This window comes from Paucibacter sp. DJ2R-2 (genome assembly GCF_025717675.1).
GTDB lineage: Bacteria > Pseudomonadota > Gammaproteobacteria > Burkholderiales > Burkholderiaceae_C > Paucibacter_A.
In genome coordinates, this window is the sequence record NZ_JAJIRT010000008.1 from 209,596 (window position 1) to 228,522 (window position 18,927).

Consider the following 18,927-nt stretch of genomic DNA (forward strand, 5'->3'; position numbering starts at 1 on the left):
GACGCAGTTTGCGAGGCGACGTCAAGCAACCGGGGCCGCTACACTTTGCCCATGAAAATCAGCCTGTCTACGACTCATTCGGGCCAAGCTCCGACCGCCCTTCGCACCCAGCGCTGGGCAGCTTGGATGAGCCTAGCCCTCATGCTGTGCATCGCCCTGCCCGCACAGGCGCAGTGGAAATGGCGCGATGGCTCGGGTCGCCTGCAGATCAGCGACCTGCCGCCACCGCATGGCACGCCGGACAAGGACATCTTGCAGCGCCCGGCCGGCTACAAACCACCGCCGGTCTTCATCATTCCTTTCGGCAGCAAGGCCGATGCAGCGGCCAGCGCCGCTTCGGCCCCCAGCAGCAGCCCCAGCAAAGCCGAGCTGGACCGCCAAGCCCGCCAAAAGGAGCTGGAGAAACAGCAAGAGCGCGAGGCCCAAGAAAAGCAGAAGCAGGAAGACCGACGCTTCGCCGAACAAAAGCGCGAGAACTGCAGCCGCGCCCAGGAGAACCTGCGCATGTTGCAAGATGGCATGCGCATCAGCCGGCGCAATGAGCGCGGCGAGACCGTGGTCATCGACGACCGCCAGCGCGCCGAAGAAATTCAGCGCAGCCGGGCCGCGATCGCCAGCGAATGCCAATAAGCCCGGAGGCCTGCCAGCCGGCCGGCTTTCAGGCCTGACGGCTGGTCTTGCCAGCCAGCGGCCGGTGGCGCGAGACGATACGCTCGCCGCGGTCCTTGTAGCGCTGGCGTCGCGCCTCTTTGGGGTCGACAGTCAAAGGGCGATAAACCTCGATGCGGTCGCGGTCACGCAGCGTGGTCGCAAGCGGCTGCTGCCGCCCCCAGATGCCCAGCTTGAATTCGCTGAGCCGCGGCAGCACAGATGCGAACTCTGGACAGACCTGCAAGGCCTGCCCCAAGGTACTGCCCGAAGGCAGCTGCAGATCGACGCGGCACAACTCTCCCGCCTTCAAGCTCCAGACCAACTCGATGGAAAGGACAGCCGGCTCCAGATCAGCGCGGACCATAGACGCTTTCCGCGCGCTGCACAAAACGATCGACAAAGGTGTTGGCGATGCGATCGAAGACCGGGCTGACCACAGCCTCCAAGGCCACGCTGGAAAACGCGTAGCTGAGCTCGAACTCGATCTTGCAGGCCACCTCTTCCGCACTGTCGCTGCCCGGCTTGCTCAAAGGCAGGAAATTCCAGACGCCGTCCAATGAAGAGAAAGGTCCATCGACCAGGGCCATGCCGACACGGCGATCGCTGACATGGGTGTTGCGGGTGGTGAACGCGTGGCGCACTCCGGCGTAGGCCAAGGACAGGCGGGCGGTCACCGACTCGTCCTGACGATCGAGCACTTCCGCGCGTTCACACCAAGGCAGGAACTCGGGGTAGCGTTCGATCCCGACCACCAGCTCGTACATCTCGCGCGGCGAGTACCAGAGCAAAACAGACTTCCTAACGTGTTTCATAGCGCTTCATACAATGGGCGGATTGTATTGGCGCGCCAGGCCCACCCAAGCTGCCCCGAGCCGCCCACCCAGAATCGAGATTCATGTCCACTGCTGCCACCGCCCACAACCACGGCTCACGTCCGCCTCCAAAGGCCAAGGCCGCCGTGTCCACCGCCCCCATCGCCGAAAACCGACGCGCGCGCTTCGACTATTTCATCGAAGAACGGCATGAATGCGGCATCGTGCTGGAGGGCTGGGAGGTCAAGGCGATTCGTGCCGGCCAGGTGCAGCTGACCGATGGCTATGTGTTGATCAAAAACGGCGAGCTGTTCCTGATCGGCTGCCGTATCAACCCGCTGCGCACGGCGTCCACCCACGTCAGCCCGCTGGCCGATCGCACCCGCAAGCTCTTGATGAGCAAGGGCGACATCCGCCGTCTGATCGGCAAGGTCGAGCAGCGCGGCTTCACCCTGGTGCCTTTGAACCTGCACTACAAGGGCAGCTTCGTCAAAGCCGAGATCGGCCTGGCCAAAGGCAAGGCCGAACACGACAAGCGCGAGACCGAAAAGAAACGCGACTGGGAAAAAGAGAAGGGCCAGCTGATGCGTCACGCCACCAAGACGCGCAGCTGACACCGCTTCAGGTCTTGAGCAGGTCCAGGGCCTGCGCAAGATCGGCGCGCAGATCGGCCTCCGCCTCCAGGCCGATGGCAAATCGCACCAGATGCCCTTCACGGTAGGGCAGACCCAGGGAGCGGCTGCGGCTCATGTTGTAGGGCACGGCCAAGCTCATGGGGCCCGCCCAGGAGTAGCCGATGCCGAAGAACTGCAACGCATCGACAAACGCATCGACCTGGGCCGCGCTGTACTGCGGCTGGAACACCGCCGAGAACAAACAGGCCGCGCCGCCGCTGCTGACTTCGCGCCAATGCGCATGGCCCGGTGAGCCGGGCAAGGCCGGATGCAGCACCTGAGCCACGGCCGGCTGCGCCTGCATCCAGGCAGCCAGGGCCCGAGTCGTCGCGTCCTGGGCGCGGTAGCGCAGCTCCAGCGTCGGCAGGCTGCGCAGCACCAGCTCCACATCGTTTTGCCCCAGGCCGTAGCCCAGGTGCTCGTGCATGTAGTTCATGCGTTCGTGCAAGGCCAGGTCACGACTGCAGACCGAGCCCATCAGCACATCGGCACCACCCGAGGGGTATTTGGTCAGCGCGTGCATGGAGATGTCCACGCCGAAACCGGGTTCACTCTCAGGCAAGAGGTCGAAAGCCTTGAAAGCCACTCCGGCGCCCCAGGTGTTGTCCAGCGCCGTGGTGATGCCGCGCTCACGGCAGACCCGAAGCAGGCCGATCAGATCCGGGAACTCCAGCGTGATGGAGCCCGCCGCCTCCAGCCAGACCAGCTTGGTCTTCTCGTTGATCAGGGCGCTGAAACCGGCCACATCACGCGGGTCGTAAAAGCGATGCTGGATGCCGAACTGCGGCAGCAGCGATTCGCTCAAGTAACGGTTCTGTCCATAGACATTGTCCGGCACCAGCACCTCGTCACCCGGCCGCAGCAGGCTCAGCGACACCAGGGTCACCGCGGCCAAGCCGCTGGGCACCAGCAGGCAATGCTCGGCGCCCTCCAGGCTGGCGATGCGTGCGCCCAGGGTGTAACTGGTCGGCGTGCCATGCAGGCCGTAGCGGTAGCTTTTGCCGTCACGCGGGCGATACTGATGCAGATCGGCCGTGTTCTTGAACAGCACCGTCGAGGCCTTGTACACGCCGACCGGATGAGCCGCCCAGCCTTCAGGCGGCTGATAGGGATGGTGGATCTGCTGCGTGGCCAATGCGAGGTCTGGGGCTGGGGCGTGCTTGCTCACGATGGGGTCCTAGAAGGGCGCTGAAAAAACAAAGCGGGCCGAAGCCCGCTTTGATTCTGACTCAGTTCGAGGCCCGGTCAGAGCTTGAGAAGTTTTCGTAACGAGCGGCTGCCAAGCTAGGCGGACGGAGCGCAGGAACCGGAACGTACTTCCTGTACGTGAGGATTAAGAGCACCGGACCAACGACGCATGGCTGTCGTGCAGTAGAAAACTCCAAGCTCTCAGATCGGCATGCCGATCAAGTCATGACCCTCAACCGCGACGATGCGTGCTCGAGTGAACTCGCCCACCTTGAGCGTCTTGCTGGCTTTCTCGGGCGGCAACAGGCGCACCGTGCCGTCAATCTCGGGCGCGTCGGCGTAAGTACGGCCGACACCGCCCTTGCGGCCGAGAGCCGGCGCGGAATCGACCAGCACCTGCATGGTGGCGCCGACGCGGGCGCGCAGCTTGTCGATGGAAACGGCTTCGGCAATCTGCATGAAACGGGCGCGGCGCTCTTCACGCACCTCAACCGGCAGCGCACCCGGCAATTCATTGGCCGTGGCACCGGTCACCGGCGAGTAGGCAAAGCAGCCGGCGCGGTCGATGCGAGCCTCGCTCATGAAGTCCAGCAGGTACTGGAATTCCGCTTCGGTCTCGCCAGGGAAGCCGGCGATGAAGGTCGAGCGGATGACAATGTCCGGGCAGGTTTCGCGCCAGCGCAGGATGCGCTCCATATTTTTTTCGCCGCTGGCCGGGCGCTTCATGCGCTTGAGCACATCAGGGTGGGCATGCTGCAGCGGCACATCGAGGTAGGGCAGGATCAGGCCTTCGGCCATCAGCGGCAGCACTTCGTCCACATGCGGGTAGGGATAGACGTAGTGCAGGCGAACCCAGGCGCCGTGCTGCTTGGCTAACTCGCCCATTTGCGCGACCAGGTCCAGCATGCGGGTCTTGACCGGCTTGCCGTCCCAGAAGCCGGTGCGGTACTTGACGTCCACGCCGTAGGCGCTGGTGTCCTGGCTGACCACCAGCAACTCCTTCACGCCCGACTCGAACAACGCGCGTGCCTCGTTCAGCACATCGCCGACCGGGCGCGAGACCAGATCGCCGCGCATGCTTGGGATGATGCAGAAGGTACAGCGGTGGTTGCAGCCCTCGCTGATCTTCAGGTAGGCATAGTGCTTGGGCGTCAGCTTGATGCCGGCAATGCCGCGCGACTCGGGCACCAAGTCGATGAAGGGGTCGTGCGGCTTGGGCACATGGGTGTGCACCGCATCCATCACTTCTTGGGTGGCATGCGGGCCGGTCACGGCCAACACGCTGGGGTGCATTTCGCGCACCAGGCTGCCGGCATCGCTGCTGCTGGCGCCGGCCTTGGCACCCAGACAACCGGTGACGATGACCTTGCCGTTTTCGGCCAGGGCCTCGCCGATCGTGTCCAGGCTTTCCTTGACGGCGTCATCAATGAAGCCGCAGGTGTTGACGATCACCAGGTCGGCGCCGGCAAAGGTCTTGGAGGTTTCATAGCCCTCGGCCCGCAGCTGGGTGAGGATCAGCTCGGAATCGGTCAGGGCCTTGGGACAGCCCAAGGACACAAAGCCGATCTTGGGGGCGGCTGCGGCAGGCGCGGCGGCCGGGCTGGGGGTGATGGTTTCGCTCATCCCCCGATTTTGCCTGAGCCGGCCGCCGGCATCGGCCTGCGCCCTACTTCTTGCCGCCAAAGCCGGGCATTCCCGGCATCACCGGAAACATGGCACCGGCCTGCTTGATCTGCTCCTGCATCTGCTCAATCAGATTCTTGCTCTGCTCGACATAGCCGCCCATCAGGTTCTGCATCACCGGCGCCTGGGCGCCGAGAAACTGGGTCCAGAGCTCAGGACTGAAGGCCAGACCCTGGCTTTGCTCGGCAAACTTGCTTTGCAAAGCACCAAAGGTCTGAACATTCTTCTCCAGATAGTCGCCCATCACGCCCTGCATGGCATGGCCGTAAAAACGAATGATCTGTTCCAGCGAGGCGGTGCTGAACATGGGCACGCCGCCGGTTTCCTCTTCCAGAATGATCTGCAGCAGGATGCTGCGCGTCAGGTCTTCGCCCGTCTTGGCATCGCGCACCTCGAAGGTCTGGCCATCCAGCACCATCTTCTTGACATCGGCCAGCGTGATGTAGCTGCTGGTCTGGGTGTCATAGAGACGGCGGTTCGGGTACTTCTTGAGCACGCGCACGGCGGGCGCTTGTGCTTCATCACTGTCGCCAGCCGGGGATGACCCCATGCCTGCTGCCTTGCTGCCTCTGCGGGCCGTCACCATGGATGCTCCTTGTCCGACCGGCACAGAGTGTTGTGCAGGTGCAGCAATATTCTAGGAGCCCGGGCGCTGCAAACCGGCGGGGATTTCCCCCGGAAGCGGGCCGGCGGCGGCCACGGCCGCGAGATCGAGCCGGGCGCGACTCAGGCTGACCAGGGTCTGGTCGGCATCGGGCGCATGACAGGGCAAAGGCGCCAACAGGCGCAGGCTGAGGGCATGGGCCACGTCAATGCGGCAACCGACCCGCACCGGCAGATCCTGCCCTTTGGGCGCCGGCTGGCCGTCGACCAAGGTGACGCTGTCAGACAAGGCCCTCAGAACCATGCTCTGCGCCCCGCGGCGCAGCTCGAAATGCCAGCGGCTGATCTGCAAGGCTTGCATCGGATCAACATGGGAGAGCACCACATCATTGGCCGGCACACCCTCATGCTCGCGCAGTCGACCAAAGCTGATGATGTCCAGCAGTGGCAGGGCCTGCGGTTCCTTGGCGTCCCCGATCAAGACATGGGTAGGAAAAATGCTTCGATCGCGCCAATCAAAAGCCATCAGCTCGACCGCGCCGGCCACGTCCTTGAGCAGGGTCGGCGCCAGCGGCCGGCATTGCACGCGCCAGGCCGCGGGCAACTCCTGAAAGGCCTCACGACTCAGGCGCACCTCGCCCGGCTCTCCCGAAGCCAGCATCCGCGCACAAAAATTGACGGCCTCGCCGGACACCGACTGGCCGTCGCTGAGCACACGCCCCCAATGCAGGCCCATGCGCAGCTGCAACTGATGCGGCCGGGCACGGGCGAGATTGCGCTCACTGAGTTGCGCCTGCACCTGCTGCACCGCGGCCAAGGCCTGTGCGCTGTCGGAAAAGACCAGGAAGACGCCGTCCCCGGCGGTATCGACCACGCGCCCGCCATGCTGACTTGCGGCGGCCTGCAAGAGATCTTGGTGGATCTGCTGCAGCTGGCGCCCTGCCGCATCGCCAAAGCGCTGGAAATAGCTCGAGGAACCGACCATGTCGGAAAACAAAAGCGCCAGGCTGAGCTCAAAGCGACGCTTGAGCTCCTGCTCCAGCCGGGCCTGCCAACGCAGGATTTCCGTCATGCTCAGCTGATCCAGCTGGTCAAGGCGACTGGGGTGGTCCGCGGAAGTCATCGGGATACGGCGATAGAGGAGCAAGGGCAGTGAAGACACTGGGGCGGCGCCGCATTTGAGCACAGCTCGCCGCACATCTTCAGACCCAAGCCAGGCGACACGCAGATGCCGGGCCCGAAAAGCAAAAAACCCGGGAGATCTGGGATCTACCGGGCTTCTGCAACAACGTTACTTGAGAGTAACGCCTACCGTCTTACTTACGTATTTTGGTAGGCGCGATTGGACTCGAACCAACGACCCCCACCATGTCAAGGTGGTGCTCTAACCAGCTGAGCTACGCGCCTCAAGAGCTTCGCAGTATAGCCCACGTTTTTAAGGTCTGTCTAGTCTTTGCTGAAAAAACTTCTATTTTCTTCTCGCAACCCTCACGCCGCTGACCTGGGCGACGCTGCGCAGCACCTGGGCCAGGCGGCCGGAGTCGGCCACTTCGACCGTGAAATTCATCCAGGCGGTGTCGCTGCGCGCCGACTTGACCGACTGCGTGTTGACGGCAATGACGTTCATCTTCTCCTTGGCGAAGACTTCCAACACATCGCGCAGCAGGCCTTGGCGATCGTTGGACTCGACCACCACATCGACCGGGTACATGGCCGGCCCCTTGGCGCCGCTCCCGGCCGTTGCCGCCCCACCCCACTCGACTTCGATCACCCGCTCGCCGGCCTGCTGGGCCATCTGGCGGAAATTGCTGCAATCCAGGCGATGGATGGCCACGCCTTTGCCGCGGGTGACATAGCCGCCGATGGCATCCGGCGGCGCCGGCCGGCAGCAACGGGCCAAATTGGTCAGCAGCGAATCGACGCCCACCACCAGTACGCCGCCGCGCGGGCCGCCCCGCGTGGGCTTGGTGCGGCGCTGGGCCAGCAGCTCATCGTTGTCGGGCTCGGGCACGGGCGGGCGCAGCAGCAGCTCGATATTGCGCAACGAGTACTCGTCCTTGCCCACCACCTCGAACAGAGCGTCAGCGCTCTTGAAGCCCAGGCGCGCGGCCAAGTCTTCCAGCTTGACCGCCGTCTTTCCTTCGCGTTGCAGCAGCTTCTCCACCGCCTCGCGGCCGCGCGCCGCCGTCTGCGCCTGAGCCAGCACATTGAACCAGGCGCGCACCTTGGCCCGCGAACGCTGGCTTTGCAGGTAGCCGAGCTCGGCGTTGAGCCAGTCCAGCGAGGGGCCGCCCTCCTTGGCCGCGGTGATCTCCACGGTCTGTCCGCTTTGCAGCGGCGTGTTCAGTTGCACCATGGCGCCATCGACCTTGGCACCGCGGCAGCGGTGGCCCAGGTCGGTGTGCACGGCGTAGGCGAAATCCACCGGCGTGGCGCCGGCGCTCAGCTCGATGATGGTGGCCTGGGGCGTGAACACATAGATGCGCTCATCGAACAAAGCCTGCCCATCGCCGGCTTCAGGCCGCGCATCCTCCGGATGGCCTTCGACAAAGTCGCGCTCCCAGGCCAGCAGCTGACGCAGCACGGCCTTGCGCGCCTGCGCCACCTGGTCTTCGAACTCACCCGCAGCACTGACGCCGGCATAGCCGCGCGCACCCGCTTCCTTGTAAGCCCAGTGCGCCGCCACGCCATGCTCGGCATGCTCGTGCATGGCATGCGTGCGGATCTGCACCTCCATGGCCCGGCCATCGGCCGCCTGAACCACGGTGTGCAGGGATTGATAACCATTGGGCTTGGGGCGGGCGATGTAGTCGTCAAATTCTCCGGCGACGGGCGTGAACTGCTCATGCAAGCGACTCAGCACGGCATAGCAGTCGGCCACGGTCGGCACCACCACCCGCAGGGCGCGCAGATCGAAGACCCGCTCCAGCTGCAGACTCTTGCCCTGCATCTTCTTGTAGATGCTGTAGAGGTGCTTGGGCCGGCCCTGCACCAGGGCCTGCAAGCCATGGGCTTGCAGATCGGCCTGCAAGGCAGCGCGGGTGGCCTCGATGCCTTGCTCGCGCAGCACCCGGGTTTCGTCCAGAGCCCGCGCAATCTCACGGTAAGCCTCGGGCTGGGAAAAACGGAAGGACAAGTCCTCCAGCTCCCATTTGATCTGCCAGATGCCCAGGCGGTTGGCCAGGGGCGCGAAGACCTGCTGCGTTTCCTGGGCCAGATTGGCCGGGCAAGGCCGCTTGGAGGCGGCAAAGTAGCGCAGAGTTTGCAGGCGCGAAGCCAAGCGCAAGAGCACCACGCGCAGATCGCGCGAGAAGGCCAGCAGCATTTTTCGCACGCGCTCGGTCTGCTCGCCGCGGCGCTCATCCTCCACCCGCGCCTCGCGCGCCGCGCGCTGGATCTGTACCAGACGCCGGGTGTGCAGCACCAGGCTGGCGTAAGACTCGCCGAAAGCCTTGGCGACGATTTCCTCGGGCTTCTGCAGATACTCGCCGGCATAGACCAAGTAGGAGGCCGCCTGCATGGTCGGCGCCGCACCGATGCCGGCCAGGATGGCGGCCACGCCATCGGCATGGGCCAGGGCGTCCTCGCCGGTGTCCAAGGGCTGGCCGGCCAGCAAGGGCTCAGCAAACGCCCGGGCGCGGGCAAAGGGCAAGGCCTCGGAGGGCAGACCGCTCACGGGCGTGTCCAGCAATGCCACGATGGGCGCCGCCTGATCCAGGGCCGGCGCCTGGCTGGTCAAACCTGTTTTCATGCCGCCTCGAGAAATGCCCGCACGAGTGCAATCTGATCGGGCTGCACCAGGGTCGGCGCATGCCCGACGCCGGCGATTTCACGCAACTGGGCGCGCGGGCCACGCTGCGTCATGGCCTGCGCCGTCTCGGTGCTGAGCAGGTCCGACTCGGCGCCGCGCAGCAAGAGCGTCGGGCAGCGCAGCGCGTCAAAGGCATACCAAAGCGCCGCCGAGCCGGCCTGGGCCAAGTCGGGCGTCACGGCATGGAAGGCCTGGGCGATCTGCGGGTCGTAGTGCAGCTTGAAGCCCTCACCCTCGGGCTTGAACATGGGCGCAGACAAAGCCGCCCATTGTTCGGCCGTGTGCGGGCCGAAGCTCGCGGAGATGCTCAACAGGTAGTCCGAGCCCTCCGCCACGCTGGCGAAATGCCGCGGTTGGCCCAGATAGCGGCCGATGCGCTGCAAGGCGTCGAACTGGATGGTCGGCCCCACATCGTTGAGCACCAAACGGCGCACCGGGCTGCCCGGCAAGGCGGCCAGGCCCATGCCAATCAAACCACCCATGGAGGTACCTACCCAATCGACCTGCTCCACATCGAGCCTGGCCAGCAAGGTCACCATATCGGCCACATAGGCCGGCACCTGGTAGCCGGCCGGCTGTGCCAGCCAGTCCGAGCGGCCGCGGCCGACCACATCGGGGCAGATGACGCGGTAGCGCTCGCTCAGGGCTTGCGCCAACTCATCAAAGTCCCGCCCCTGGCGCGACAGGCCGTGCACACAGACCAGCACCGGCGCCTTCTCACCCACCGGCAGGGCAGCGCGGCAGGGCCACTCCCAATAGGCCATGCGGTGCAGTCCGCCCTGCCCCAGGCATTTCACGAAATTCAGTTGTGGTTCGGCCATGATTGAGATCCAAAAAAAGAGGACTTGCGAAAAGCCGTGCCAGCTAGGCATGACGCCGCCGGCAGTACGTCGGTACGAGAAGGCGTCGGATCGACGCTGGAACGGTTTTTCGCAAGTCCCACTACAGTCCATCCTAGCAACCCTCGAAAGGATTCCTGATGCTTCAAGGCAAATGCGCCGTGATTACTGGCTCAACCAGCGGTATTGGTTTGGGCATGGCGCTGGTACTGGCACGCCAGGGCGCGAACATCGTGCTGAACGGATTTGGCGACCATGAAGGCCCGCGCGCCGAGGTGCTGGCCGCCGGCCAGGCTCACGGCATTCGTGTCGGCTACCACGGCGCCGACATGAGCAAGCCCGCGGAGATCGAGGCCATGATGGCCTATGCGCAGAGCGAATTCGGCGGCTGCGACATCCTGGTCAACAACGCCGGCATCCAGCATGTGGCGCCGGTCGAGAGCTTTCCGGTCGAGCGCTGGGACGCCATCATCGCCATCAATCTGAGCTCGGCCTTTCACACCACCCGCCTGGCCCTGCCCGGCATGAAGAGCAAGGGCTGGGGCCGCATCATCAATGTGGCCTCGGTGCATGGCCTGGTGGCCTCGGCGCAGAAATCTGCCTATGTGGCAGCCAAGCATGGCCTGGTCGGCTTCACCAAGTCGGTGGCCCTGGAAATCGCCACCAGCGGCGTCACCGCCAATGCCATCTGCCCCGGCTGGGTGTTGACCCCCTTGGTGCAAAAACAGGTGGATGCCCGCGCAGTGGCGGATGGCGTGGACGGCGAAGAAGCCAAGCGCCGCCTGCTGGCCGAAAAGCAGCCCTCGCTGCAGTTCACCACGCCCGAGCAACTGGGCGAGCTGGCCGCTTTCCTGTGCTCCGGCGCGGCCAGCAATGTGCAGGGTCAGGCCTGGAGCCTGGACGGCGGCTGGACGGCGCAATAAATCCGGCGCGCCCGGCCCGGGCGAGGTTTCAGCGTGAAATCGCCTCGCGCACCAGCAAGACCGAGCCATTGACCGTGGCACTGACCGTGGCCTGGCCGGCTTCCACTGGCAGGGCCATCTCAGCCGAAGCGCCCATGGCCTTGTAGCGGACCTGCGGTGCCGCCATGGGCTGGGCCGCGTTGTCGCCGGTGTTGACGCTGACCTCGCCGATCTGAAAACCCGGGTAGCCGAACTGCTTGGCGTAGTCGGCCGCTCGGGTCTTGTAGAGCGCGATGGCCTGGGCCACCACATCGGCCTCGACCTTTTCGCGCTGGGCCTTGGACAGGCTGTAGCCGACGCGGGCGATGCTCATGCTGCCGATGCGACCGGTCAGCTGAGCGATGGCGGCGCTGTCACGCCCCTCGACCACCAGCTCGGCGCTGCCCTGCCAGCCATTGATGCCGCCCTTGGCCGCATAGCGCGGGTAGAGCGAGAAGTTGCCGGTCTGCACCTCGACCTGGCCCGGCTTGGCGATCTTGCGCGCCTCGGCCAGGGCGCTGTCCAGCGCCTGCTTCAGCGCTTGCTGCACGGCGCCGGCGTCGCTGCCCTCTTTGCTGGTGCTGAAGACCACGCCCAGCACATCGCGGGTCACCTCGACACTGGCCGTGGCCGAGAGATTGAGTCGGTCGCGCGGCAACTGGTCGCCGGGGGCCGCCTGGGCGCCGGCCTGCAGCAGCAAGCCGCCGAGGGCGGCGGCGAGGATCTTGCGGGTCTTGTGCTTCTTCATGATGCGGGTTCTCCTTGTGGGGCATGGCAAGCCGGAACAGCTTAGCTGGTCACAACGCTCAAGCTTGCAAGGCCGATGGCCGGAAAATTGTTAACGAGCTGTAACGCTGGTCACCGCCGAGCTGCAAGTGCGAAAAACCGGCTGACAATGGCTCTGTTACAAATTCAAAGCACTCAGGACCCGGCCATGACCAGCACCAGCAACCCCAGGCCCAACCGCATCTTGGTCGTCGACGATGACGCCCGCATCCGTGAACTGCTGCGCCGCTACCTGACCCAGGAAGGTTTCGAGGTGCTGCTGGCCGAAGACAGCCGCGCCCTCAACAAGCACCTGACCCGCGAAACCGTGGACCTGATCGTGCTCGACCTGATGCTGCCCGGCGAAGACGGCCTGACCATCTGCCGACGCCTGCGCGCGGCCAGCGACAACACCCCCATCATCATGCTGACCGCCAAGGTCGAAGAGGTGGACCGCATCGTCGGCCTGGAAGTTGGCGCCGACGACTACCTGGCCAAGCCCTTCAACCCGCGCGAGCTGCTGGCCCGGATCAATGCCGTGCTGCGTCGCCGTCCGGCCCTGGAGGCGCCCGGCGCACCGTCCAAGGAACCGATGACGGTGACCTTCGGCCCCTTCGAGTTCGATCTCGCGCAGCGTCGCCTGGCCCGAGGCGGCGAGGTGCTGCCCCTGACCACCGGGGAATTCTCCATGCTCAAGGCCCTGGTGCGGCACCCGCGCCAGCCACTGTCGCGCGACAAGCTGGCCCAGTTGGCGCGCGGCCGCGATTTCGAGCCTTTTGACCGCAGTCTGGACGTGCAGATCTCGCGCCTGCGCAAGCTGCTAGAAACCGACCCGACCCAACCCCGCTACATCCAGACCGTCTGGGGCGTCGGTTATGTGTTTGTGCCTGACGAAGCCAGCTGAGTGCCGATCGCCTCCGCTTCCATGCCAAGGCCGGAGTTCGCACTGAACCTGTTCTGGCGCACCTTCGCCCTGCTGGCCCTGCTGCTGGCCGGCGGCGTGCTGGCTTGGCAGCAGACCTTCAAGGTGCTGGAGGCCGAGCCCCGGGCTTTGCAGGCCGCCCAGCAGCTGGCCGGCTTGGTCAATCTGAGCCGGGTGGCGCTGGAAGGCAGCGACGCCATCAACCGCGTCACCACACTCAAGTCCCTGGCGCGCAGCAACACCGTCAAGGTGCGGGTGGCGGAGGAGACCGACCGCTGGCTGGCCTATGACATCAACACCTTCGCCACGCGCCTGGCCGCCGAGCTGCGCCAGAGCCTGGGGCCAAACACCGTGGTGGCACGCAGCGTCAACGACGAAGCCGGCCTGTGGGTTCGCTTCAGCATCGGCCCGGATGCCTACTGGCTGCAGACCAGCGCGGCGCCGGTCTCGGTCAGCCTCTCGGGCAAGGGCTGGTGGCTGGTGATCGCATTGATCGCCAGCGTGCTTGGTTCTGCTGCCATCACCCGCTTGATCAACCAGCCCCTGCGCGCGCTCAGCGAGGCGGCCCACCGCATCCGCGAGGGCGAGTACGACTCCCGCCTGGACGAAACCACCCGCACCAGCGAGATCCGCGACGTCAACACCGGCTTCAACCGCATGGCGCGCGAGCTGGCCAAGGTCGAGGAAGACCGCGCCGTGATGCTGGCCGGCATCTCGCACGACCTGCGCACACCCCTGGCCCGGCTGCGCCTGGAGGCCGAGATGAGCGTGCCCGACGAGCAAGCGCGCCAATTCATGGCCCAGGACATCGACCAGCTCGATGCCATCATTCACAAATTCATGGACTACGCCCGGCCCAACGAGCTGCGGCGCGAGCCCCTGGAGCTGGCCGCCCTGGTCGAGCGCGAAGCCCAGGCTTTCCGCTGGCCGGAGCAGATCCGAATCGCCGTGGCCCTGCCCTCGGGCACCAAGGTCTGGGCCGACGAAACGGAGTTGGCCCGGGTGCTGCTCAACCTGTTCGAGAACGCCCGACGCTACGGCCACGCCCCCGATGTGGCGGCCTTGGTGGAGGTGACTTGCACCCAGAGCGGCCCCTGGGTCACGCTGCAGGTACGTGACCACGGCCCGGGCGTGCCGGCCGAGATGCTGACCCGCCTGACCACACCCTTCTTCCGGGGCGACGCGGCACGCACGGCCGCCAATGGCGCCGGCCTGGGTCTGGCCATCGTCGAGAAATCGGTGCTGCGCCTGGGCGGGCAATTGCGCATCGGCAATGCCGTCGACGGCGGCCTGCAGACCCTGATTAGGCTCCAGCGCGCGAACTGAAGCCCCTTCAGGCCAGGGCCATCAGCAGACAGACCGCCCGCGTCTCGATCGCCTTGCCCTCGCCCACCGGGCCCATTTTCTCGGCCGTCTTGGCCTTCACATTGACCCGTGCAACCTCGATGCCCAGCACCTCGGCCAGGCGGCTGCGCATGGCCAGGATGTGCGGGGCCATCTTGGGCGCCTGCGCGACGATGGTGCTGTCCAGGTTGACGATCTGCCAGCCGGCGGCCTTCACCTGTCGGTAGGCTTCGGCCAGCAGCACCATGGAATCGGCGCCCTTGAATTCCACCGCAGTGTCCGGGAAGAGCTTGCCGATATCGCCCAGAGCGGCAGCGCCCAGCAAGGCGTCGGTGATGGCATGCGCCAGGGCGTCAGCATCCGAATGGCCGAGCAGGCCGTGGCTGTGTGGAATGGTCACACCGCCCAGCACCAAGGGCCGGCCTTCGACCAGGGCATGGGTGTCCCAACCCTCGCCGATGCGCAGCGCTGGCCAAGGGTTTGAAGGAGCGGGGGCGGGGTCGTTCAGGGGCATGACGAGTGGGCGCAGTGGCGGCCAGGAGTTCCAATGCGGCGCAGCTTAGCGTATCGCCAGCCTCGAACGCGCTATCGTGGCGACCTGTCCGCCTGCTCTGCCTCGCCACTTTTGCACCGCTGCCCATGCCCTTGCTCCCCCGTTTGCTCCGCCGTTTGCTCCGCCTGAACTTGGCATCCGGTTGCGCCTTCCTGTGCGTCCTCCTGAGCGGCGGTGGCGCCTGGGCCCAGACCGTGCTACCCGGCGACCCGCAGCAGCCCAGCTTGCTGGTGAACGCCGACGGCCAACGGCCCAAGATCGGCCTGGTGCTCTCGGGCGGCGGCGTGCGCGGCCTGGCCCATATCGGCGTGCTCAAGGTGCTGAAGCAGCTCAAGATCCCGGTCGACCTGGTGGTCGGCACCAGCATGGGCGCCGTGGTCGGCGGCGCCTATGCCTCGGGCCGCAGCATTGAAGAGCTGGAGGAGTTCGTCCAGCACACCGACTGGCCCGCCGTGCTGGCCGACCGGCCGCCACGCCAGAACCTCAGCTACCGGCGCCGTGAAGAGGATCAGTTGATTCCGTCCCGCCTAGAACTCGGCGTTGACCCGCGCGGCGGTCGCACCACCTTGCCCCCATCCGCGGCGGGCAACAGCGCGCTGGAAGCCGCATTGGAAAGCCTGGTGCGCGGCGAGCAGGCCGAAACCCCCATCAATCGCCTGCGCCTGCCCTTCCGCGCCCTGGCCACCGACCTGCTCAATGGCGACCTGGTCGAGATGGTGGACACGCCGCTGTTCCTGGCTCTGCGCGCTTCCATGGCCGTGCCCGGCGTGTTCTCGCCGGTGCGGGTCAATGGCCGCGCGGTGGTGGACGGAGGCTTGGTGCGCAATCTGGGCGTGGACATCGCCCGCAAAATGGGGGCGGAACTGATCATTGCCGTCAACGTCGGCTCGCCCCTGCTGGAGGAGCGCGAGATCACGAGCGCTGTTGGCGTGGCCAACCAGATGCTGCAGATTCTGACCAACCAGAACGTGGCCCATTCCCTGCGCGAACTCAAGAGCGTGGATGTGCTGATCGACCCCGATCTCGGCAATATCGGCTTCATGGACTTCGACCGTTTTAGCGAAGCCATGGCCTCGGGCCAGCGCTCGGCCCTGGCCGCCCAGGAGCGCCTGCTCGGCTTGGCCGTGGACGACGCGCAGTACGCCAGCTTCGAGCGCCTGCGCCTGCGCGAACCCGAACCCCTGTCGCAGATGGCCCTGCCCCTGGCCAGCCTGAAGATCGAAGGCACACAGCGCAGCAACCCCAAGGCCTTGCGCGAAGAGCTGGGCCTCCAGCTTGGCAAGCTCACCGGCCCCGAGGACATCAAGCGCGCCACGGCCGCCCTTTACGGTCTGGGCGATTTCGAGCGCATCGACGCCCAGATCAGCGACCAAGGCGACCAGCGCCACCTGACCCTGCATGTGCAAGAAGCTGAATGGGCCCACAACCGCCTGCGCTTCGGCCTGGCCCTGCAAAGCAATTTCGGTGACACCAACCGCTTCAGCATCAGCGCCATGCATGTCAGCACCTGGCTCAACCGCTGGGGTGCCGAATTGCGCAGCTATGCCAGTCTTGGCGAGGATCGCGGCCTGTCGCTGGACTTGATCCAGCCCCTGGGCGCCGGCTCGCCTTGGTATGTCGACATGAGTGTGGAGCTGGGCGCGAGCAATGGAGACCTGCACGACATCAATGGCAGGCGCCGCATGCGGATCAGCAACGAGCAGACGCAATCCCAGATCGCCTTTGGCCGGCGCCTGTCCAACTGGGGCGATGTGCGCTTCGGCGTGGCACGGGTCTCCGGCAGCAGCAAGGTGCTGATCCCTGAGCCGGACGAACGGACCCTCGAGCGAAACGGCTTCCGCGCCAGCTTCCTGCAGCTGCGAGCCGACACCCTCGATTCCCTGGCATTTCCGAGCCGCGGCTACCTGCTCGGCACACGCGCCCAGTACGTCAGGTCCGACAGCGGCAGCGACTATCTGAATTTCGACGCCATCGGCATGGCCGCCTTCCGCGCCGGCCGCTGGGCCGGCCATCTCTACACCGAGTGGAGCCACGCGGCACTGGGCAACACCGGCGGCAGCCTGGGCGGATTCTTGCGCCTGTCGGGCACCACGGAGAACTCGCTCAGCGGCCGCACCGTCGGCTTCGCCCGCTTGGTGATGGCGCGCCGCATTGGCGACATGCCGATCGGGCTGGGCGGCGCCATCCGCGCCGGCATGTCGCTGGAGCTGGGCGGCATCATCCGGGACCGTGAATCCTTTGAGCGCGAGCAGCTGAAGCTGGCGGGCAGCGCCTTCCTTGCTTTCGACACCCGCTTCGGCCCCTTCTATCTGGGGGCCGGCAGCACCCGCCGCGGCGACACCTCGGCCTACCTCTTCCTAGGCCCGACCTGGTAGCGCGGGCACACTGAGCTCGCCGGCCTTCAGGCGTTCTTGCTGCGGCGCATGGCCGTGAACTGCTCGAACTCCCAGGAGCGCAGGCCCAGCAGCAGGGTGAAGCCGTCCCGCTCACTGGCTTGCAGGCGCTGATCGTCCTGGTGCAAACGCGCCAAGTCAGCGGCCAGTTGGCGGATCTTCTGCACCAATTCCTGAGCGCTCGGGTTGGACAGGCGGCCATGCACACAAAGCAAAGCCTCGCCCGTGCCGTCAAAGCGGCCGGCAAAGTAGTCGTTGACCACGTACTTGCGGAAGAAGTTCTGCACCGGGCCGTCGGGCAGCCAGTGGAAGGCGATCGACACCCGCATGCGATAGCGATTCAGCGGCTTGAGCTCGATCAGCTCCAGGCGGTCGAGCTTGACCAGGTAGCGGATGCAATCGGTCTCGCTGATCGTGTAGGTCTCGACGATCTGCTCCAGCGTCCAATGCCCGAGGCAGCAGATGGCCACCAGCAAGAGCTTGGGGTCGCTGACCAAGGAGCGTTCCTGCGCCAGCGTCAGCGTGTCGGCGTGTGGCGTGGCATCGGCGGCCTGGCGCAGCACATCCTCCATGGCCACGCCAACCGCCTTGCAGATCTGCGCCAGCCGCGACAAGCTCATGTCCCCTTGGGAGAACATGCGCTTCATGCTGGACTCGCTCATCTCCAGGCGCTGGCCCAGCTGCTTGTAGGTGATGCCGGCGGCGCGCATTTCGCTGCGCAAAACCTGGATCAGGACTTCGGGGCTGCTCATGGTGGAACTCTCCTCTCGCTGAACTCAATTTGGTAGCGCATCGTAATACCAAATTACAAAATTCAACAATGAAAGTTCAGTTTTACGAATCCTCGGCATGAACTGCAGCCTGGCTCGACGAACTGCGGCCCGTTGCGATACAGGCTTGCAGGACGGTCTCAGCGGCTCTTCAGCAGGCGCTCGGCGAGGGCGAAATCCGCCGGCCACGTGACCTTGAAGTTCTCCATCGGGCTCTCGACCAGCAGCGGCGCATGACCGAGCGCCTCGACGGCACTGGCCTCGTCGGTGACCGAATCGCCGGCCATCATCAGCGCGGGTTTCAGCAGGCCGAGGCGGAACATCTGGGGCGTCTGGGCGGCCCATTTGTGACGCCGGTCCACAGTGGCGGCGACGCGGCCGGCCTCGGCTTGCTTGAGGGTGTCGGCCAAGGGCAGGGCCAGCAGGCCACCCACCTCGTCTTCGGCGCAGGCTTCGATCAGGCGCAGCACCCATTCCGGGCGGATCAGGCAGCGCGCTGCGTCGTGCACCAACACCCAGTCATGGGCCTGGGCGCCGCGCGCCATCAGCTCGGTCAGGCCGGCGCTGACGGTCTCGGCACGGCTGGCACCACCGACCCGGGCCAGCCAGGCACGCTCGCCCTGGAACTCGGGGATGGCAGCCTCGAACTGATCGTCTTCGGGCGCCAGCACCACCAAGGTGGCTTCCAGCGCCGCCACCTGGGCCAAGGCCTCCAGGGTGTGGGCCATCATGGGCCGACCGGCCAGCGGCACGTATTGCTTGGGGCCGGCCGCGCCGGAACGGGCGCCGATGCCGGCGGCCGGCACCAGGGCGAAGCAGCGCGGCTGCAGCCCGATGGGGAAATTGCTCATGGCGCGGATTCTAGGGGGGGGCACCACCGGGTCACGCTGACCGGCGACTGTCCGGCGGACTGTCCACGCTTCTGTCCACCTGACTGTCCGCGGACACTGCCGCCGCCGCGTCCGCGCCTTCAAGTGC

18 protein-coding genes and 1 tRNA gene are annotated in these 18,927 nt (G+C 65.7%); 6 read left to right on the forward strand and 13 right to left on the reverse strand.

Translation table 11 applies throughout. The features are described from left to right. The first annotated feature begins 126 nt into the window (after window positions 1–126). Window positions 127–630, forward strand: a complete 504-nt coding sequence (locus tag LNV28_RS18535) for a DUF4124 domain-containing protein (protein WP_263519238.1) — start codon at window positions 127–129, stop codon at window positions 628–630. A 28-nt stretch (window positions 631–658) separates the two neighbouring features. Here the strand turns inward: LNV28_RS18535 and LNV28_RS18540 are convergent, their stop codons facing one another. Together LNV28_RS18540 and LNV28_RS18545 are read right to left on the reverse strand one after the other, a co-directional pair. Then, on the reverse strand, window positions 659–1,015 hold the full coding sequence (locus LNV28_RS18540; RefSeq protein ID WP_263519237.1) for an RnfH family protein: 357 nt from the start codon (window positions 1,013–1,015) through the stop codon (window positions 659–661). Then, window positions 1,002–1,463: a type II toxin-antitoxin system RatA family toxin gene (locus LNV28_RS18545; RefSeq protein ID WP_263519236.1), complete on the reverse strand. Its 462-nt coding sequence runs from the start codon at window positions 1,461–1,463 to the stop codon at window positions 1,002–1,004. The genes LNV28_RS18540 and LNV28_RS18545 overlap by 14 nt, the downstream gene beginning before the upstream one ends. 83 nt (window positions 1,464–1,546) lie before the next feature. Here LNV28_RS18545 and smpB point away from each other — a divergent pair, with 83 nt between their 5' ends. Next, on the forward strand, window positions 1,547–2,077 hold the full coding sequence (gene smpB / locus LNV28_RS18550; protein ID WP_263519235.1) for an SsrA-binding protein SmpB: 531 nt from the start codon (window positions 1,547–1,549) through the stop codon (window positions 2,075–2,077). Between the two features lie 7 nt (window positions 2,078–2,084). Here smpB and LNV28_RS18555 read toward each other — a convergent pair whose 3' ends face one another. The 7 genes from LNV28_RS18555 to LNV28_RS18585 all read right to left on the reverse strand — a co-directional run bounded on the left by LNV28_RS18555 (window position 2,085) and on the right by LNV28_RS18585 (window position 10,243). Further along, complete coding sequence (locus tag LNV28_RS18555) at window positions 2,085–3,305, reverse strand: PLP-dependent transferase (RefSeq protein WP_263519234.1); 1,221 nt, start codon at window positions 3,303–3,305, stop codon at window positions 2,085–2,087. 221 nt (window positions 3,306–3,526) lie between these two features. Then, window positions 3,527–4,948, reverse strand: a complete 1,422-nt coding sequence (gene rimO, locus LNV28_RS18560) for a 30S ribosomal protein S12 methylthiotransferase RimO (protein ID WP_263519233.1) — start codon at window positions 4,946–4,948, stop codon at window positions 3,527–3,529. Between the two features lie 43 nt (window positions 4,949–4,991). Continuing rightward, window positions 4,992–5,558: a polyhydroxyalkanoate synthesis repressor PhaR gene (phaR, locus tag LNV28_RS18565; protein ID WP_263519232.1), complete on the reverse strand. Its 567-nt coding sequence runs from the start codon at window positions 5,556–5,558 to the stop codon at window positions 4,992–4,994. Window positions 5,559–5,645: 87 nt separating this feature from the next. Then, entirely contained in the window at window positions 5,646–6,734 is a 1,089-nt protein-coding gene (locus tag LNV28_RS18570; RefSeq protein ID WP_263569027.1) for an adenylate/guanylate cyclase domain-containing protein, read from the reverse strand. A gap of 207 nt (window positions 6,735–6,941) precedes the next feature. Then, window positions 6,942–7,018: transfer RNA gene (locus LNV28_RS18575), tRNA-Val, on the reverse strand. A gap of 61 nt (window positions 7,019–7,079) precedes the next feature. Continuing rightward, entirely contained in the window at window positions 7,080–9,362 is a 2,283-nt protein-coding gene (locus LNV28_RS18580; protein ID WP_263519230.1) for a RelA/SpoT family protein, read from the reverse strand. After that, window positions 9,359–10,243, reverse strand: a complete 885-nt coding sequence (locus tag LNV28_RS18585) for an alpha/beta fold hydrolase (protein WP_263519229.1) — start codon at window positions 10,241–10,243, stop codon at window positions 9,359–9,361. The genes LNV28_RS18580 and LNV28_RS18585 overlap by 4 nt, the downstream gene beginning before the upstream one ends. Before the next feature lie 158 nt (window positions 10,244–10,401). On the opposite strand from LNV28_RS18585, the gene LNV28_RS18590 reads away from it, so the two are divergent. Then, window positions 10,402–11,184: a 3-hydroxybutyrate dehydrogenase gene (locus LNV28_RS18590; protein WP_318013877.1), complete on the forward strand. Its 783-nt coding sequence runs from the start codon at window positions 10,402–10,404 to the stop codon at window positions 11,182–11,184. A gap of 28 nt (window positions 11,185–11,212) precedes the next feature. Here the strand turns inward: LNV28_RS18590 and LNV28_RS18595 are convergent, their stop codons facing one another. Then, on the reverse strand, window positions 11,213–11,950 hold the full coding sequence (locus LNV28_RS18595) for an SIMPL domain-containing protein (protein WP_263519228.1): 738 nt from the start codon (window positions 11,948–11,950) through the stop codon (window positions 11,213–11,215). A gap of 186 nt (window positions 11,951–12,136) precedes the next feature. On the opposite strand from LNV28_RS18595, the gene ompR reads away from it, so the two are divergent. Continuing rightward, window positions 12,137–12,871: an osmolarity response regulator transcription factor OmpR gene (gene ompR / locus LNV28_RS18600; RefSeq protein WP_263519227.1), complete on the forward strand. Its 735-nt coding sequence runs from the start codon at window positions 12,137–12,139 to the stop codon at window positions 12,869–12,871. After that, on the forward strand, window positions 12,872–14,215 hold the full coding sequence (locus tag LNV28_RS18605; RefSeq protein WP_263519226.1) for an ATP-binding protein: 1,344 nt from the start codon (window positions 12,872–12,874) through the stop codon (window positions 14,213–14,215). A 7-nt stretch (window positions 14,216–14,222) separates the two neighbouring features. Here LNV28_RS18605 and ispF read toward each other — a convergent pair whose 3' ends face one another. Next, window positions 14,223–14,747 (reverse strand): 2-C-methyl-D-erythritol 2,4-cyclodiphosphate synthase, encoded by a 525-nt coding sequence (ispF, locus tag LNV28_RS18610; protein WP_263519225.1) that lies wholly within the window; start codon window positions 14,745–14,747, stop codon window positions 14,223–14,225. Between the two features lie 125 nt (window positions 14,748–14,872). Here ispF and LNV28_RS18615 point away from each other — a divergent pair, with 125 nt between their 5' ends. Continuing rightward, window positions 14,873–17,161 (forward strand): patatin-like phospholipase family protein, encoded by a 2,289-nt coding sequence (locus LNV28_RS18615; RefSeq protein WP_263519224.1) that lies wholly within the window; start codon window positions 14,873–14,875, stop codon window positions 17,159–17,161. A gap of 26 nt (window positions 17,162–17,187) precedes the next feature. Here LNV28_RS18615 and LNV28_RS18620 read toward each other — a convergent pair whose 3' ends face one another. Both LNV28_RS18620 and ispD read right to left on the reverse strand, forming a co-directional pair. Continuing rightward, entirely contained in the window at window positions 17,188–17,931 is a 744-nt protein-coding gene (locus LNV28_RS18620; RefSeq protein WP_263519223.1) for a helix-turn-helix domain-containing protein, read from the reverse strand. 158 nt (window positions 17,932–18,089) lie between these two features. Next, window positions 18,090–18,800: a 2-C-methyl-D-erythritol 4-phosphate cytidylyltransferase gene (gene ispD / locus LNV28_RS18625; RefSeq protein ID WP_263519222.1), complete on the reverse strand. Its 711-nt coding sequence runs from the start codon at window positions 18,798–18,800 to the stop codon at window positions 18,090–18,092. Window positions 18,801–18,927: the final 127 nt, after the last annotated feature.

What these genes read in the sequence shown, in the direction of transcription:
- LNV28_RS18615 (WP_263519224.1), top strand. Translation starts at nt 14,873, where the DNA reads ATGCCCTTGCTCCCCCGTTTGCTCCGCCGTTTGCTCCGCCTGAACTTG.
- phaR (WP_263519232.1), bottom strand. Translation starts at nt 5,558, where the DNA reads ATGGGGTCATCCCCGGCTGGCGACAGTGATGAAGCACAAGCGCCCGCC.
- LNV28_RS18580 (WP_263519230.1), bottom strand. Translation starts at nt 9,362, where the DNA reads ATGAAAACAGGTTTGACCAGCCAGGCGCCGGCCCTGGATCAGGCGGCG.
- LNV28_RS18570 (WP_263569027.1), bottom strand. Translation starts at nt 6,734, where the DNA reads ATGACTTCCGCGGACCACCCCAGTCGCCTTGACCAGCTGGATCAGCTG.
- LNV28_RS18585 (WP_263519229.1), bottom strand. Translation starts at nt 10,243, where the DNA reads ATGGCCGAACCACAACTGAATTTCGTGAAATGCCTGGGGCAGGGCGGA.
- LNV28_RS18590 (WP_318013877.1), top strand. Translation starts at nt 10,402, where the DNA reads ATGCTTCAAGGCAAATGCGCCGTGATTACTGGCTCAACCAGCGGTATT.
- smpB (WP_263519235.1), top strand. Translation starts at nt 1,547, where the DNA reads ATGTCCACTGCTGCCACCGCCCACAACCACGGCTCACGTCCGCCTCCA.
- LNV28_RS18620 (WP_263519223.1), bottom strand. Translation starts at nt 17,931, where the DNA reads ATGAGCAGCCCCGAAGTCCTGATCCAGGTTTTGCGCAGCGAAATGCGC.
- ompR (WP_263519227.1), top strand. Translation starts at nt 12,137, where the DNA reads ATGACCAGCACCAGCAACCCCAGGCCCAACCGCATCTTGGTCGTCGAC.
- rimO (WP_263519233.1), bottom strand. Translation starts at nt 4,948, where the DNA reads ATGAGCGAAACCATCACCCCCAGCCCGGCCGCCGCGCCTGCCGCAGCC.
- ispD (WP_263519222.1), bottom strand. Translation starts at nt 18,800, where the DNA reads ATGAGCAATTTCCCCATCGGGCTGCAGCCGCGCTGCTTCGCCCTGGTG.
- LNV28_RS18595 (WP_263519228.1), bottom strand. Translation starts at nt 11,950, where the DNA reads ATGAAGAAGCACAAGACCCGCAAGATCCTCGCCGCCGCCCTCGGCGGC.
- LNV28_RS18535 (WP_263519238.1), top strand. Translation starts at nt 127, where the DNA reads ATGAGCCTAGCCCTCATGCTGTGCATCGCCCTGCCCGCACAGGCGCAG.
- ispF (WP_263519225.1), bottom strand. Translation starts at nt 14,747, where the DNA reads ATGCCCCTGAACGACCCCGCCCCCGCTCCTTCAAACCCTTGGCCAGCG.
- LNV28_RS18545 (WP_263519236.1), bottom strand. Translation starts at nt 1,463, where the DNA reads ATGAAACACGTTAGGAAGTCTGTTTTGCTCTGGTACTCGCCGCGCGAG.
- LNV28_RS18540 (WP_263519237.1), bottom strand. Translation starts at nt 1,015, where the DNA reads ATGGTCCGCGCTGATCTGGAGCCGGCTGTCCTTTCCATCGAGTTGGTC.